Source organism: Emticicia aquatilis (assembly GCF_014644295.1).
Taxonomy (GTDB): Bacteria; Bacteroidota; Bacteroidia; order Cytophagales; family Spirosomataceae; genus Emticicia; species Emticicia aquatilis.
This window is the reverse complement of the sequence record NZ_BMKK01000004.1, coordinates 41,895-57,750: the sequence shown is the minus strand read 5'-3', so window position 1 is coordinate 57,750 and position 15,856 is coordinate 41,895. Positions and strand designations below refer to the sequence as shown.

Genomic DNA, 15,856 nt, shown 5'->3' with positions numbered 1-15,856 from the left:
TAGATTATTTGTTTAATTTTTAAACTAAATCAAATTATGTCACTTAGATTAGGAGATATCGCACCAGACTTTACTGCTGAAACCACGCAGGGTACAATTAATTTTCACGAATGGCTTGGTAACTCTTGGGGAATGTTGTTTTCACATCCAGCCGATTTTACGCCAGTTTGTACAACAGAATTAGGCAAAACTGCACTTTTAAAAGATGATTTTGCCAAAAGAGGTGTAAAAGTGATAGCTGTTTCGGTTGATGATTTAGATTCACACAGCAAATGGGTTCCAGATATTGAAGAAGTAAACGGTGTAACCGTAAATTTCCCTATCATCGCTGATGCCGACCGTAATGTGGCAACTTTGTATGATATGATTCACCCAAATGCTTCTGAAAAAGCAACGGTTCGCTCGGTATTTATTATTGGGCCAGATAAAAAAGTTAAATTAACTTTAACTTATCCTGCTTCAACAGGCCGTAATTTTACAGAATTATTGAGAGTTATTGATTCATTACAATTAACGTCTAATTTTCAAGTTGCTACTCCAGCCGACTGGAAAGAAGGCGAAGATACAATCGTTGTTCCAGCAGTTTCGACCGAAGATGCAATTGCAAAATTCCCTAAAGGTGTGAGAGTTGTAAAACCTTATTTACGCTACACTCCACAGCCTAATAAATAAGCTTTTAAATTGAATAAAATGTGGCATATTTTGAAGATATGCCACATTTTTTTTGAAAAACTTATCAAAATAATAAGTTTCGGCTACTAAACACGCAAATCATTTTAATCCTACCGCATTTTATTTACTTTTGCACAATATTTGCAATATCATCTACATTGTTAGATTAATAATTGCTATTGAGTTTGATGAGAAAGAAAAAAAAATTGAGCCTTTGGGAAAGATTCCTAAACCAGCTTTTTTCCTTGCGTGGACTCTACGTTTTGATTGTTATTGCCCTTATCACTTTATACCCAGTGTATGTAAGTGACGGTCAACGTTGGACTTATATTGATAGTTTTGGCATCAAATTGCCTTTAAGATATAATATTCATGGCATTGATGTTTCGCATCATAATGAGCAAATCGACTGGCACAAGGTAAAGCATAGCATTGAAGATAAAGTAGAAATCAGTTTTTGTTTCATTAAAGCCACCGAAGGAGAAGACCTAAAGGATGCTGATTTTGAAAAAAACTGGAAAGAATCTCGCAAAACGGGACTGATAAGAGGAGCATACCATTTTTATGTTCCGAGAGCAAACCCTGTTGAGCAGGCCCAAAATTTTATTGAATCGGTTGTATTAGAAGAAGGAGATTTCGTGCCAGTGCTTGATTTCGAGATTCAAGGAACTAATAAAAGAGTGAGAGCTAATTTGCTCGAAAATATAAAGACCTTCATCAATATTATAGAAAACCATTATGGTGTAAAACCTATTATCTATACCAATGGTCATATCTACAAACAATATATAAAAGGAAATTTAGACAAGTATCCGCTTTGGATTTCAAATTATGATAGCCAAAAGCTGGAAGGATACGACGACGCCCGATTGATGATATGGCAACATAGCACCGATGGCAAAGTTGATGGTATCAGAGGAAATGTCGATTTCAATGTTTTTGTTGCTTCAAAAAGCCATTTAGACGATATTTGTATTAAATAAATTCTCCTAAAGCCCTAAGAGAATTTATACTTACCAAAGAAAAAACTCCCCTTTAGGGGCTGGGGGTTATAAAATATGCTTAACTCAACGAATTTTACTCAAACACCTGCTTTCAAAAAACTTAAAGCTCATCATCGTACTATCAGCAAAAAACACTTAAAAGAGTTATTTGCCGAAGATAAAAATCGTTTTAAGAAATTCTCAATAAAGTTTAATGATATTCTACTTGATTACTCAAAGAATAATATCAATCGTCGAACTATCGGATATTTAACCGATTTGGCAAAGGAGTGTGATTTGTCAGGTGCTATTGAACAAATGTTTACTGGCGAAAAAATCAATCAAACAGAAAACCGTTCGGTGCTTCACGTAGCGTTGCGTAATCGCTCGAATTCTCCTATTTTGGTTGATGGCAAAGATGTGATGCCAGATGTAAACGAAGTTCTCGAAAAAATGAAAGAGTTTTCTGGAAAAGTTATTTCAGGAACTTGGAAAGGTTATACAAATAAGTCAATCACTGACATCGTAAATATCGGAATCGGTGGTTCTGATTTAGGGCCAGTGATGGTTACTGAAGCCTTGAAACCATACAAAAAGAAAAACATTAATATTCATTTTGTATCGAATGTTGATGGAACTCACATTGCCGAAACCTTGAAAAAAGTAAATCCTGAGACAACACTATTTATGATTGCCTCAAAGACTTTCACTACTCAAGAAACAATGGCCAATGCCCATTCTGCACGTAATTGGTTTTTGGCAACTGCTGTAGATAGCGAGTATGTAAAGAAACACTTTGTGGCCATCTCAACTAACCAAAAAGAAGTTGAAAAATTCGGTATCGACCCTGCAAATATGTTTGGCTTTTGGGATTGGGTAGGAGGTCGTTACTCTCTTTGGTCGGCAATTGGTTTATCAATCGCATGTACGATTGGTTACGAAAATTTCGAGCAGTTACTTCTGGGAGCTCACGAAATGGATAATCATTTCCGTAATACTCCATTTGAAAAGAATATCCCTGTTGTTTTAGCACTTTTAGGTATCTGGTATAATAACTTCTACGGTGCTGAATCACAAGCAATTTTGCCTTATGACCAATATTTACACCGTTTTGCTGCTTATTTCCAACAAGGAGATATGGAATCAAACGGAAAATACATCGACCGAAATGGCAATAAAGTTGATTACCAAACTGGCCCAATCATTTGGGGTGAGCCAGGAACAAACGGTCAACATGCTTTCTATCAGTTGATTCATCAAGGGACAAAACTAATACCTGCTGATTTTATTGCTCCAGCTCTTTCGCATAATCCACTGGGCGAGCATCATAAAATGTTATTATCAAACTTCTTTGCTCAAACCGAAGCCCTAATGAATGGTAAAACTCGTGAAGAAGTTGATGCCGAATTGACAGGGAAATCAAAAGAAGAAATTGAAAAGATAGCTCCCTTTAAAGTATTTGAGGGAAATCGCCCAACAAATTCAATTTTAGTGAAGAAAGTAACGCCAAAGACTTTAGGTAGTTTGATTGCTATGTACGAACACAAGATTTACGTGCAAGGCATCATTTGGAATGTATTTAGCTTCGACCAATGGGGCGTTGAACTTGGAAAACAATTAGCAAATAAAATTTACCCTGAACTAACCGACAGCGAGGCAATCGACAGCCACGATAGTTCAACAAATGCCTTGATTAATCAATATAAAAAGTGGAGAAAGTAACTTTTTCTGATTCTTGCGTCTCAATAAAGGCTACTCAATCGAGTAGCCTTTATCGTATATAGAATTACGAGTGATTGAACGGTGTATTTTGTTACAAATGTACAATTGCGATTTTTTTAGCTGATTATAAAATTTTTTAAAAAATATTTCTGAGCTTTGGTTTGATTTTGCAATTATTTAAGTGCTTGATAATTAGTTGATTACGGTATGAATTTGTTTTCATTTTTTTTTGAAAAAATAAAAATTACGGAAATTATAAAAAAAAATGTCGTTTACATTTGGAAATTACAAATGCGTAATATACCTTTGAGACATCAAGTAAATATGCTTTCCTAATTAATATAACAAGTGCCTGAACGAAAGTTCAATCTCGAACCCCAAAAAAGTAAAGGTAACCAGCTATTGAGAGAGGTGTTTTTCATTAAGCAGTTTGACACCTCCCTCTCAGTAGCCCAGTGAATCTAAGATAATGGACTTACGTGCTTTTTTACATACCCAATTTTTGGCGTTCCTTTTTTTCTGTTGGGGGAGCATAAGTGTTTATGCAACGAAGCACGAAAATGACACTCCTCTTGTTCCTTACGAGATAAAATTTGCCGATGTAACTTTTCAACTCACTGATGTTACTAGATATTTAGTTCAAACCGAACTAAAAAATATTCAAGCCGATAAAAATAGCCTTCGCCAGCAACTCGATAAATTTAACTTATTTTTACCAGTAGTAGAACCAATTCTGAAAGAAAAGGCTGTGCCTGATGATTTTAAATTTTTGATGATATACAACAAATATCAATCAAGTATCGAAACATCAACATTTTTAGAGGCAGGTGTCTATTGGTGTTTGGATAGAGAAAAAGCTGATGATGTAGATTTAATCGTCAATGACCAACTTGATGAACGTAAGCACTTGATTGCCTCAACCAAAGGTGCGGCAATGTGTTTCAAACGCAATCAAGTTTTATACAGAAATTGGGGGGCAACACTTTTTTCGCACATTGCTGATAGAAAGATTCTCACTTTGCTCGAAATAAATAGAAAATGGGCTGAAAATCCATATATTCTTTTAGATAATCCTTCATATTCAGCAATTTTACAGTTCTTAGCATACAAAATTGCCATTGAACGTGAGTTTCCTGTTTATAAACCTAATGTTCAAAAAATTGTATATGAGTACCCATACAGTAAAGGAAAATCATTAAGTAAAATAGCAATAGATTTAAAAGTTGAGCCAGAAACTCTAACTGAGTACAATAAATGGCTGAACTCACCAACAGTTCCCGAGTCAGATTGCAAAGTTTTAGTTATTGTTCCTGCCGATAGATACAGTGAAATAAGAACTTTTGCTGAATTATCAAGAAAAACGGGTTTGCCTACTAAAGATTTAGGTTTTCCTATCTTGAAAAGAGAAGATAAGATTGCTAAAAATAAAGGCAAGGGTGGGGCTTTTTATTTAATAAATGAGATAGAAGGTTTACAAGCCGATATGTGTGATGTTCCCGTAACAATGGCCTATAAAGCTGGAATATCAATTGAACGTTTTGCTGAATACAATGATATGAAAGAAAATGACTTGCTTAGAATTGGGCAAGTATATTATATTCAACCAAAAGCAAGTAAGGCCAGCGTACCATTTCATGTGGTAAGAGAAGGCGAAACTCTTTGGGATATATCTCAAATGTACGGTGTGAAGCTCGCTAATTTGTTAGATTTTAATAGATTTGAGACTGTGCAGCGTTTGCAAAGAGGTAGAGTAATTTGGTTGCAAACCACCAGACCTAAAAATAAACCAATTGAGTATATCGAAATGCCAGATGAAATGGCTGAGGTAGAAGATATGATGGTGGCTGGTAAAACTAAAAATGTTGAAAAAACGTTTATTATACAAGATACTGTCAGAACATCTGAAAAAGTAATTTCAAAAGAGGTAGATTTGAACAGTTTACCATTAAGCCAAGAAATTGGAAAAGTACAACAAACAAAGCCTGTCAATAAAAATGATGTAGCTTCTACCAAAAAGGAATTACCAAAAGATATTAATTTAGAAACTCTGCCTTTAAGTCAGGAAATTGGAAAAGGGCAGCAGATTAGAACAGCTAATAACAATGATGTAGCTTCAACAAAAAAAGAGCTACCCAAGGAAATAGATATAAATTCATTACCTTTAACGCAAGATATTAGGAAAGAACATTCTAATAATGTAACTTTGCCCAAAAGTACTGATAGTAAGTTAGTTAGTGGAGAACAAAGCCAAGAAGAAGAGCGTATTGTAACTTGGAATAAGCAAAACTCTACAAAAAATAAGCTTTATTCAGAAGAAGTTGCAGAACGTGAAGAAAATAAAAATTTCTTGAGACATACAGTAAAAAAAGGAGAAACTCTTTTCAGAATTGCAGTCAATTATAATGTAGAAGTATCGGAATTGTGGGTTTGGAATAATTTGACGAGCACCATTGTTGAAACAGGTACCGTTCTGAAAATCAAACGTTAGTAAATAGTATAGATTCACTCAATAGCTCGGATTAGCTTCTGCCATTGGCGGGAGCTAATTTTATTTTGGTAATGTACTCAAAAATAGTTGGTGGGAAATTTGCGAAGAGGTATTATATTCCCGGATCAAGTCGAAGAGGAAGTTTGCTCTGGTGGAGACCAACAAATCAGCAATAGACTTGGCGTGTAAACGACAGAATGTAGCTCATTAACTGGGCTACATTTTTTATTCTGTCGGCATACGTTATGGCTAAAAAAACTCATTTTTCGTTAGAAAAAAAGATATACCATTGGGCGGCATTCCGCTTTATGAAGTTTTTACGATGTTCGACCGATAAACCACGATGAACATCCAAGTGATTTTTAAGGTGAGAAAAGAACCTTTCGATACCATTGGTAGTTTTCGGAATAGCACCATCCTCCAGAAAATGGAACATACTTGGAATGGCTGATTTGATATACATGTAAGTCCTTCTGAGTAACTTATGGGTGTACCAGTATCTATCAGTATTTTGATTGAAAGATTTTTGTTGATAGAAAGACTTGTGAGTTTGCTCCCAATTCTTGAACTGATTTAACCAAACATTTTTGTCGTTATGTGAGGTAATTTTGCTAATCATCAAGACCAACTTTCGGAGGTCTTTAGCTGGCTCTTGTTTCGGACATTTTGTAAGCCAAATTAAACTCTGACGCTGTAAATGAACTAAACAACGTTGTATTTTGGTCTCAGTCAATACTTCTCTAATAGCTTTAAGCGTTCCTTTGTGTCCATCAACTGTCATACTATCAATCTTCAATCCCAATCGCAAAAGATTCTGCAAATCCTCTTTGATTTCTTCATATTTTTCATCCTCACTAAAGCGAATCAACTGAGTATAATTACTATGATGGTCTTGATAAGTTATCAAACAAAATTGCTTGAAATAAGTCCCATCCATTCGCATATGTAAGGTGCGTTTATTTTGAATTTTGAGTAAAGGAGCCTGAGCTAAATACTCATAAAAAAAGCGTTGAAGGCTTGCCTTACTATACCCACTTTCTCTACTCAAACTTTCATAGGTTTGGCGTTCTAAAATCCATTTCTTGAACCATACAAAACGGTTTTGAAGGCGTACATCTTTGCGTTGTTCGCAGTACAAAATTCCACAATTTTTACACTTGTATCGCTGTTTCCCAGCTTGCTTTCCCCACTTGATACTGGTCTGATAGCCACAGACCCAGCACCGCTTTTTTTTCTATTTTCATGAAACAAAAAATGATTGATGAAACTAATTTCATCAATCATTCAAAAAATAAAATACAACTCATTGATTATTAGTTACTTATATTTAGTAATTGTACATTTTACCAACTATTTTTGAGTATTATACCTTTATTTACATCCACATGGAAATTTTACTTCTTTACCTTTTTTGAGATTTACTTCTGAAAACCATTGTTTAGGTTTAGCAATAAATACCACATTCTCTACAATTGGTACAACGGTCTGACGTACAGTTTTTTTAAGTTTTGCCATCTCGAATGATATTAAAAAAATACTAAAAAAGAAGTTTTAGTCATAGACCAAGTTCTTTTTTAGTATTTTTTAACCACTTGATTATGCACTTGCTGTACTTTGTATCGGAACTTTTTTGTAGCTAAGAGCAAATCGTGCTACAAATGCCATAGCACTCCATCTTCCATAGTCGTATGGCATTCCCATCGTAAAGTTTTGAATAAATGTGGCCAAAAAGAAGTAAGCCACCATAAGTGTAAAGTCGCAAGTAGGATTGAAAATTTCTTTCCATATCCACTTCAAAATGACAAGATGAAGGACTGCAAATATGAGAAAACCAACAATCCCTAAGTCATGAAACATTTCGATAAATGGTGAATCAACGTAGTAATCTTGGTATCCGTGACCAAAGAAAACTGGAAACCAATTGTTCTTCTCTATATTACGGTCTAAATTTGTAAAAACCTTGGTAATATTTATTACACGAGTAGAGGCTGAATCGTCAACTGTTGCTTTTACACGAGATATTGTATCTGAATCAGTAAAAAAACTTGTAAGGATTTTACCTAAACGGTCTGTAATAATATCAGTAACAAAGAAAAAGTACTCTTTATATTGTGAACTATTCCAAATAGAGAAACCTATATAAACCAATACCAGCAAAATTATGAACCCTTGCCAGCCTGTTAGCCATTTAAGAATCTTGTAGATATTCTTTGCTTTGATATTTGATATAAAATAGAGGAAAAAGAATGCTCCTGTAACAATAATCATTGCCATTGCTTGACATAACCCCACAACGATTATTAAGATTCCAACAGAACCCATTGTAGCTATTCTCCATAATAGACGTTTTTCATTTCGAAGTAATAATACCCCAGCTACAATACCAATGTAAGCACTTTTAGCATAAATGTGGGGATTTCCCATTGAGGACATTCCTCCTTCATCACCAAAACTAATGGCAGCACGCATACCGAACATATAAGCAGGATTACGAGCAATGTAATAAAGCAAACTAATACCTCCGATAGTACAAAATATCAGTGTAAAATATAGAAATGTTGATTTAAGATTATTAATGGAGATACCAGCGAATATAAACATTGCCATTAGAAACACAAGCTGGTTGCCAATTTCTATTGGCGTATTTGTGAACCATCCTCTATTGGGTGAGTAAGTGGCTAAATATAAAAGTGCCATTAGCCCGTATAGAGTACACATTAAATAGCCGATGGTATTGGCTTGATAAAGTTTTTTTGGATTTAGTGGAAACGCAATCAATAAACTCACTATTGCCATACCAGCTGTAAAGGCTGTACTACCTGGGGCAAGTTTCAGACCATCTCTAAAGAAATACACAATTGGTAAGCCACCAAAGAAAAAACTAAGTCCTATACTTTGGCGATATTTATTAAATTTATTGAATAGCCAATCAAGGTAAATAAACATTTTGATACTTTTTTTATGCAAATATACCTCTCTGTTTTGGTAATTGCAGTTTATTGTTGGATTTTTAATAATTTGAGCCTTAAAATTTCTTATTTTTGAGGCTATTTTAAGAGTAAATACTTTTTAAATAGTATTTGCGTTTAGAATTCACATCGAACATTTTTTTATTTTTAATAAGTCTTTTTTACTCGAAACCCCTTTTTTGCATGAAAATGCTCATAATTCACCAGTTTTTCTGGGCTCATTATAAAGCAAAAATTTATACAGAACTTCAAAAAGTAGTTGATAAACATCCCGAAGACGAACTTTTAGTACTTCAAACTGCCTTGAACGAATTTACAAGAGCCAAAATCGGCAATCTTGATTACAGTATTCATCAATACAATATAAAAGTTTTGTTTGAAGACTATTACGAAAATACTACTATATGGCAACGTGTAAAGAAGTCAATTTATTGGGTAAATAAGTTTAAACCTGATGTAATTAATTTACCAGGCTATTATGAGCCTGCCATGAATATTGTGCTTTTTTATTGTAGAATGAAGGGCATTAAAGTCGTGATTTCTTCTGATTCTACCGAAGGCGATAATCCAAATGTAGGTTGGAGAGAAGCTTTGAAAAGTTTTGTAGTAACAAAAGCTCAGGGATTCTTCTGTTACGGTTCCAAATCGGCCGAGTATATATATAAACTTGGTATGAAACCTGAACATATTTTGGTGGCTAATAATTCGGTTGATAACGATAGAGTTGCGAGTGTTCATGCAGAAGCTCTTAAAACTCGTGATGAAGTAAAACAATCATACAAGCTTAGAAAATATAACTTTATTTATGTTGGTAGATTGATAGGTGTTAAAAACTTAGATAATTTATTAGCAGCTTACAAGCCATTAGCTGATTCTGATTGGGGGCTAATTATATTGGGTGACGGGAGTGAGGAAGCTAAACTTAAACAATATACTGCTGATAATAATCTCGATGGAATATGCTTTATCGAAGGGCAACCGTGGTATGATGTCCCTAAAATTTTAGCATTAGCTGATGTGTTTGTTTTACCGAGTTATTCTGAACCTTGGGGCTTGGTAGTTAACGAAGCAATGGCAAGTGGATTACCTGTGATTGTTTCTAATAAATGCGGTTCGGCTTTTGATGCTGTTTTGGAGGATTCCAACGGATACACTTTCAATCCGTATGATGTTGACGAACTGACTTCTAAATTTAAAAAATTTGTTGATAGTCCAGAAAAAATCATTCCTTTTGGACAAAAATCAAAAGAAATTATAAAGCGTTTTTCGCCCGAGCAAGTTGCTCAGGAAATGTACGATGGTTTTAAAAAAGTAGTGTATGAAAATAAGTAGAGAAAACAATTTTGACCTTATTCGCCTCATTGCTGCTTTTCAGGTATTGATTTGGCATGGTTCTGTGCATTTTGACCTCTCAGAGAGACTTTACAATATTTTGGTGGTCATATATCATTTCCCAGGAGTTCCAATTTTCTTTACGATTAGCGGTTTTTTGATAAGTTTTTCGTTAGAACGAAATAATTTTAATTTAAAACAATATTTTAAGAATAGAAGTCTAAGAATTTTTCCTGCATTGTGGGTGTGTACAATTCTTACTGCAATACTACTTTTAGGTTTTGGAAAAATAGGGAGCGTGAAGGATTTCATCACCTGGTTTATTGCTCAAATTACCTTTTTTCAATTTTATGCCAGCGAATCTCTTAAAACTTGGGGAACAGGGCATCCAAATGGTAGTTTGTGGAGCATTGCGGTTGAATTACAGTTTTATTTAGTTTTACCATTGATTTTGTATATAATCAATCTTTCTAAAAATAAACTGTTTATCAATCTGTTGCTATTGGTAGTTTTTCTACTTTCAATTTTTATCAAGTATTTTATCCATAACAATGCGTTTATTTTACAAAATGAATTGTATGTCAAGTTGCTCAACAATACAGTTTTGATATACCTACATTTCTTCTTGACAGGTATTGCGATTTACAAAAATTTTGAATGGTTATTGCCATATTTAAAAGACAAAGCAATTATTTGGCTTGTTATTTATGCAGCTTATGTTATAATATTTAAGTTTTGGCTCAAATTTTACGATAATAATTACGAAATAAGCATTTGGGGAATTCTGGCAAATACTATACTGTCGTTGCTTACGCTATCTTTTGCTTTTTCGTTTACTGATTTAAGTAAAAAGCTACTTCGTGAAAATGATATTTCGTACGGAATTTACATTTATCACATGCCAATCGTAAATACAATGGCGAGTTTAGGTTATAGAGGAAGTATCTGGAATTTAGTCGTTTTAACTGTTCTTACTACAATTTTAGCATTTATCTCATGGAAATTGATTGAACAACGGATTTTGAAGTTAAAAATGTGATGCAAGATAAAGAGGCACGTCAGTTTTACCAAACGTGCCTCTTTTTTATGACTACTTTAAAATGATTGTTGTTTCGGTGTATTTCCCTTCAGGGACAGGATTAATGACCGATTCCATGTAGCCATTTGGTAGCTTACCACCTGGAATCCATAATTCATTCGCACCAGTTTCGTTGCCAGAAGGCAATCTGAGTTTGAGTTTTTTAGGTCTTCGTATATCTATTCTGATTATCTCTGAATTTTTCCACATTCCAGCTGGAATTCCTAATTCAGTTTCTACGTAGCTAAGTTGCCCATTAGCTTTTTGAAGCAAATCATTCATTTCTTTCTTGCACATCACAAAAAGTCCATCTTGACGGCCGAGCATTGTTCTTCCGTATTTATCTAAAATATGTTTTTGTGTAAGAAAAGAAGCACCTCGTCTAAAATTTCGCTGATGTCGGTGGCGGTATCTCCATTTTAAATAATTAGATGGATTTGGCCTGCTCCCTTTCGGAATACTAACAATTTCATCTTTTGAATGGCCTTTTTTGAAGGCTTTTACTAAAAAATCGGTTGTATCATTTTGAAAAAAATGACTTTCGGAAAGATTAAAATACTCAGAAACGAGTACTGTTTTAGTTGTTGCATTGGCCGAAATAGAAGCATTAAACAGCAGAAGGGAAATGAGAAATAATCTCATCTTCGAACTTAAAAACATAGTATATATTAGGTTAGCGTGATAAGTGCAAAATTATAAATTTTGACTTACGAACCAATAAGTTCTATGCAATATGTTTTGGTATATTTACTTTTCTGAAGTTTGTTTCATCATGTAGTTTCCAAAAAAAGAATTTTTCTTTGCAAAATATTGTAAGAATATCTCTTGAGGAATATCTGCTTTATTAATATTAGGGCTTTCAGCTATTGAAGGTACTTCCTCCCATTTAAGTGTGGTCATACTACTAAAAATGCCTAAAATGATTGTAAGTACCATGTATAACCTCAAAAATTTAGTTGAGACTTGAGATTTTAGCATTTCTGAATAAGAGAACATTAATAGTACAAAAATTAAGATTTTAATCGTGCTGATAAGTCGCATTGCTAAATCATTATTAAAACCGATTCGATAAAGTGGCGAAATAATGAAATAAGCGGCACAAAAGCCAAGTAGTACCAATTTATCATTGTATGAGTTTTTAGATGCAAAGAGTTTGTACATGAAAAATATGTAAATGCCCACTTCAAAAATACAATACCCAACCAAAGCTAAAATTGAGATGAATGGTTTTTGGTAGAGATAACCAGAAATATCGGCGAATGTCCAGATAAAACCTGAAAAACGGTTATCTTGAAAATGTGCTAAAAAATAACTGGCCATAATGAAGGTAATGATTCCGCCACCTGCCAAATTAGCAACACTAAAAAAGTTTGAAAATCTTCGGTATAGTACTAAAAAACCTGCAATAACTCCAACACTGAACGCACCGAGAAACGACCACATTAGCAATAACGAAACAAAGAATAATACAAAACGATTATCTTTTCTGATAAAGCTTTCGTAATATACAAAAAAGACTCCAACCGTCGTAACAATGTGATGCTGAGGCGAATAATGAATATTTATCAAATTAAATGAAATACCTGATGGCCAGATAAAATATTGTATCATGGGCAGCGAAACCACATTTTTTAGCAAATAATGAGCATACAGGTATGGCTTGAAAAGTGTAGCACCCAATAAAAAGAGTACAAAAACCAATATTATGTTGAGATTCTTAGGACTTAGAAAATACAGCCAACTAAATGAAATAAAGATACCTATTGCTCCCCATAAATATAACAAGATATTGCTTGCTCCGAACCCTACAAATTTACAAATGATAGCAGTTGGTAAATAATAAGCCATATAATACCCCAAAATGGCTGGTTCTTTCAATATTCCATAGCGAGTTTCATGCTCATAAACAACTGGAAATGGTTTCTCGATGAGTTCTTTGACAATTGTGTTATGTTTATAATAATCATACGATTGTCCCAACCCGAAATTTCCCAAACTGAAAATAACCCCTAAAACTAACGTAAAAAATGCTAAGTATAGAATCGTACTAAATTCAATCTGCTTCACCCTCAATGCCGAGAAATCTTCATTACTTTGATTGGTATTTACTACGAAACTATAAAACGAATAAATAGACACTACAAACCCAAGAGTTGCCCACAACGGATTAAGCCACGTCAGAATAAATATCAGATTTGGTAATAGTAAGTAAGTTACCGTAAGTATTTTTAGATTTTTAATGGTCATTTTGCTGAGAAATCTTGTGGTTTCGATTTTGACTCAATGATTATTATTTATTTTGACTTGTAGGAGCAAAGCTCAAGTAAGTTAATTTACAAATCTATATTTGAATAAAACCCAAATAGCTTCTACACCATCTTTCCAATTTATTTTTTTTCCTTCACTAATTGAGCGTGGATAATAACTGATTGGAACTTCGGGTATTTTATAGCCGAGTTTTGCAATTTTAGCCGTTACCTCTGGACAAAATTCAAAACCTGTACAGTTGAGTTTTATTGATTTTAAAAGTTTAGCATCGAATACTTTGTAGCAAGTAGGTTCGTCAGTTAGATTTTGAAAGTATAAAATATTCGTAATCCAAGTCACGACTTGTCCGCCCAAAAAGAATGAAAAATAGGAGTGTTTGTTTTGCTTGTTCAAAAATCTCGAACCATAAACTACTTTTTCTTTGCCGCTTTCAATGACAGGAATTAACTTATAATAGTCTTGTGGGTCGTATTCCAAATCTGCGTCTTGAATAATAATAATATCGCCTTTTGAATGCTCAATGGCTGTTCTGATTGCTCCACCTTTTCCTTGATTTTTTTCGTGAAAAACTACTTTGATTGTATCACTTTTCAAGGTATTCAGTAACTCGCGTGTACCATCAGTCGAGCCATCATCTACTACAATGATTTCTTTTGGGATATTTACTTCTCCAATCTTATTTAATATATTTTGTATATTATGAACTTCGTTGTAAGCTGGTATTAATACAGAAAGGAGCATATTTTTATGGGGATAATTCAATATTCAAATGATTTTAAGTGTTGTGTGACAGACTTTATTTACTTGTTTTTCGGTGCCAAAGTTTAATATAAAGCACTGAGTCTGTCTCTACCGTGAAGTTTTTGCTTAATTCACTGCGTAATTTGTCAAGTGCAATCTTATTTTCTGGTGTATTTATTTTTGTGCTATCATCAATTACGGTGTGGCGGAATCCAAAAAACACTAATTTCATGCTGGTATCTTGCAGCGATTTTTCATAAACATCCGTGTGCTTTTTTATGTAATCGCTGGTTTGCATTTCGGTATTGATAAAAGGTACATTTGGATAGCGATGAGAGTGAAAATAAAATAGTGTGCCAAAATCTATTAATAAAGCTTTGTCTCCTGCTTTTAAATTCCGATTTACCGTGCTGGCATAAGTTTTTTCGATAGCAAAATCATCTATTTGAACCAAACGCTGAATAACTTCTCGACGAGTAATGAAAGTAATGACCAAAACCAATATAGACAAAATTCCAAGAGCTAAATAAACTCGATTGAGTTTTTGCTCATAGATTTTGCTATAATGATTATAGACCATTGCAATAACCACCGAAAAAAACGGAGCAGCAGGGTAGAAGTAATGCGATGCTTGACTTTTCATGAGGGAAGTCAAAGATAGCAATCCGAAAAACAACGAAACCATAAAAGTTGTGTTGCTCCAATACTTCGATTTGTCTTTTACTGTAAGAGCTAAGATAATACTCAATATCGTCAAAAATATGAACCAAAAGGTTTTGATTATCAGCTTTTTAAGAAATAATGTATGCGAAGGATACGAACCAAATGGATAGATATATGACCAATAAATGTGTTGTTCAAGACGATTAAGTTGATAAAAATATAATAGCGATAAAAGTAATGGAACGGCAAAACCTACTAAAATCAATGTTCCTTTTTGGGTAATTTGCCAGAAATTACTTTTGCGGATAAAGAAACATTCATAAAAAAGGTATAAGCCTGCACCCGCAACATAAAACATTGCGATACTTTTGAAGGTCATGGCAATTCCCAGTAAAACTCCACCGATAAACCAATCTAAATTCTTATTTTTAGATAAAAAGTAGAGCGACCAAATGGCAAGAATCGCAATGGGAGCCTCTGGTTCAAGGAAGTTAATCTCCATGAAAAAGCAGCTAAGTAGCGATAAAAACGCAGTGATAAAAGCCGTTTGGCTGCTTTTTGTAAGTTTATTAACAACGATGTAACTCGAAATGCCAATTCCAATAAATTCGATTACAATTAGAAGTGTTACTTGAAAATGAGTAAAATCGCCACCCAAAATGTTGATTCCTTTTTGTACAAAAACATACCAAAGCCACGATTTAGAGGGTATAAAATCATACATTTGGTAGCCATCATTGAGCGAACGCCCAATAACCAAGTATTCCAAGGCGTCATATCCGAAGCCAGAATTATATGAAAAAAGACCAAAAATAGGCGTTAGGAGCAACAAAACGCCAAAATGGAGTGCAGAACCCCGCTGAGTGGCATTCCACCCGAACGTATTTTTGTTTGTTGTTTTGATAGACTGAAATTTTTGTTGGGCTATTCAATAGCCAAT

At 34.0% G+C, this 15,856-nt stretch carries 13 protein-coding genes; 6 read left to right on the top strand and 7 right to left on the bottom strand.

Annotated features, from left to right (window positions below):
• The first annotated feature begins 36 nt into the window (after nucleotides 1-36).
• The 4 genes from IEX65_RS10375 to IEX65_RS10360 all read left to right on the top strand — a co-directional run bounded on the left by IEX65_RS10375 (nucleotide 37) and on the right by IEX65_RS10360 (nucleotide 5,865).
• On the top strand, nucleotides 37-672 hold the full coding sequence (locus tag IEX65_RS10375) for a peroxiredoxin (RefSeq protein WP_188765993.1): 636 nt from the start codon (nucleotides 37-39) through the stop codon (nucleotides 670-672).
• Nucleotides 673-860: 188 nt separating this feature from the next.
• On the top strand, nucleotides 861-1,655 hold the full coding sequence (locus IEX65_RS10370) for a glycoside hydrolase family 25 protein (protein WP_188765992.1): 795 nt from the start codon (nucleotides 861-863) through the stop codon (nucleotides 1,653-1,655).
• Nucleotides 1,656-1,730: 75 nt separating this feature from the next.
• Nucleotides 1,731-3,377, top strand: coding sequence for a glucose-6-phosphate isomerase (pgi, locus tag IEX65_RS10365; RefSeq protein WP_188765991.1), 1,647 nt, complete (start codon nucleotides 1,731-1,733; stop codon nucleotides 3,375-3,377).
• A gap of 469 nt (nucleotides 3,378-3,846) precedes the next feature.
• Complete coding sequence (locus IEX65_RS10360) at nucleotides 3,847-5,865, top strand: LysM peptidoglycan-binding domain-containing protein (protein ID WP_188765990.1); 2,019 nt, start codon at nucleotides 3,847-3,849, stop codon at nucleotides 5,863-5,865.
• A 259-nt stretch (nucleotides 5,866-6,124) separates the two neighbouring features.
• On the opposite strand, the gene IEX65_RS10355 is transcribed toward IEX65_RS10360, so the two are convergent.
• The 3 genes from IEX65_RS10355 to IEX65_RS10345 form a co-directional block, all read right to left on the bottom strand.
• On the bottom strand, nucleotides 6,125-7,060 hold the full coding sequence (locus IEX65_RS10355; protein WP_445447103.1) for an IS256 family transposase, variant Zn-binding type: 936 nt from the start codon (nucleotides 7,058-7,060) through the stop codon (nucleotides 6,125-6,127).
• A gap of 176 nt (nucleotides 7,061-7,236) precedes the next feature.
• On the bottom strand, nucleotides 7,237-7,380 hold the full coding sequence (locus IEX65_RS10350; RefSeq protein WP_188765988.1) for a hypothetical protein: 144 nt from the start codon (nucleotides 7,378-7,380) through the stop codon (nucleotides 7,237-7,239).
• Between the two features lie 81 nt (nucleotides 7,381-7,461).
• Nucleotides 7,462-8,811, bottom strand: a complete 1,350-nt coding sequence (locus IEX65_RS10345; RefSeq protein WP_188765987.1) for a hypothetical protein — start codon at nucleotides 8,809-8,811, stop codon at nucleotides 7,462-7,464.
• A 206-nt stretch (nucleotides 8,812-9,017) separates the two neighbouring features.
• On the opposite strand from IEX65_RS10345, the gene IEX65_RS10340 reads away from it, so the two are divergent.
• Both IEX65_RS10340 and IEX65_RS10335 read left to right on the top strand, forming a co-directional pair.
• On the top strand, nucleotides 9,018-10,166 hold the full coding sequence (locus IEX65_RS10340; protein WP_188765986.1) for a glycosyltransferase family 4 protein: 1,149 nt from the start codon (nucleotides 9,018-9,020) through the stop codon (nucleotides 10,164-10,166).
• The gene (locus IEX65_RS10335; protein ID WP_188765985.1) at nucleotides 10,153-11,205 is read left to right on the top strand and encodes an acyltransferase family protein; all 1,053 of its coding nucleotides are present in this window, start codon (nucleotides 10,153-10,155) and stop codon (nucleotides 11,203-11,205) included. Before IEX65_RS10340 ends, IEX65_RS10335 begins: the two co-directional genes overlap by 14 nt.
• Before the next feature lie 51 nt (nucleotides 11,206-11,256).
• Here IEX65_RS10335 and IEX65_RS10330 read toward each other — a convergent pair whose 3' ends face one another.
• The 4 genes from IEX65_RS10330 to IEX65_RS10315 form a co-directional block, all read right to left on the bottom strand.
• Nucleotides 11,257-11,886, bottom strand: coding sequence for a hypothetical protein (locus tag IEX65_RS10330; RefSeq protein ID WP_188765984.1), 630 nt, complete (start codon nucleotides 11,884-11,886; stop codon nucleotides 11,257-11,259).
• A 105-nt stretch (nucleotides 11,887-11,991) separates the two neighbouring features.
• Nucleotides 11,992-13,491, bottom strand: a complete 1,500-nt coding sequence (locus tag IEX65_RS10325; RefSeq protein ID WP_188765983.1) for a hypothetical protein — start codon at nucleotides 13,489-13,491, stop codon at nucleotides 11,992-11,994.
• A gap of 81 nt (nucleotides 13,492-13,572) precedes the next feature.
• On the bottom strand, nucleotides 13,573-14,253 hold the full coding sequence (locus IEX65_RS10320) for a glycosyltransferase family 2 protein (protein WP_188765982.1): 681 nt from the start codon (nucleotides 14,251-14,253) through the stop codon (nucleotides 13,573-13,575).
• Between the two features lie 55 nt (nucleotides 14,254-14,308).
• Nucleotides 14,309-15,748, bottom strand: a complete 1,440-nt coding sequence (locus IEX65_RS10315; protein WP_188765981.1) for a glycosyltransferase family protein — start codon at nucleotides 15,746-15,748, stop codon at nucleotides 14,309-14,311.
• Between the last annotated feature and the right edge of the window lie 108 nt (nucleotides 15,749-15,856).

What these genes read in the sequence shown, in the direction of transcription:
- IEX65_RS10375 (WP_188765993.1), top strand. Translation starts at nt 37, where the DNA reads ATGTCACTTAGATTAGGAGATATCGCACCAGACTTTACTGCTGAAACC.
- IEX65_RS10370 (WP_188765992.1), top strand. Translation starts at nt 861, where the DNA reads ATGAGAAAGAAAAAAAAATTGAGCCTTTGGGAAAGATTCCTAAACCAG.
- pgi (WP_188765991.1), top strand. Translation starts at nt 1,731, where the DNA reads ATGCTTAACTCAACGAATTTTACTCAAACACCTGCTTTCAAAAAACTT.
- IEX65_RS10360 (WP_188765990.1), top strand. Translation starts at nt 3,847, where the DNA reads ATGGACTTACGTGCTTTTTTACATACCCAATTTTTGGCGTTCCTTTTT.
- IEX65_RS10350 (WP_188765988.1), bottom strand. Translation starts at nt 7,380, where the DNA reads ATGGCAAAACTTAAAAAAACTGTACGTCAGACCGTTGTACCAATTGTA.
- IEX65_RS10345 (WP_188765987.1), bottom strand. Translation starts at nt 8,811, where the DNA reads ATGTTTATTTACCTTGATTGGCTATTCAATAAATTTAATAAATATCGC.
- IEX65_RS10340 (WP_188765986.1), top strand. Translation starts at nt 9,018, where the DNA reads ATGAAAATGCTCATAATTCACCAGTTTTTCTGGGCTCATTATAAAGCA.
- IEX65_RS10335 (WP_188765985.1), top strand. Translation starts at nt 10,153, where the DNA reads ATGAAAATAAGTAGAGAAAACAATTTTGACCTTATTCGCCTCATTGCT.
- IEX65_RS10330 (WP_188765984.1), bottom strand. Translation starts at nt 11,886, where the DNA reads ATGAGATTATTTCTCATTTCCCTTCTGCTGTTTAATGCTTCTATTTCG.
- IEX65_RS10325 (WP_188765983.1), bottom strand. Translation starts at nt 13,491, where the DNA reads ATGACCATTAAAAATCTAAAAATACTTACGGTAACTTACTTACTATTA.
- IEX65_RS10320 (WP_188765982.1), bottom strand. Translation starts at nt 14,253, where the DNA reads ATGCTCCTTTCTGTATTAATACCAGCTTACAACGAAGTTCATAATATA.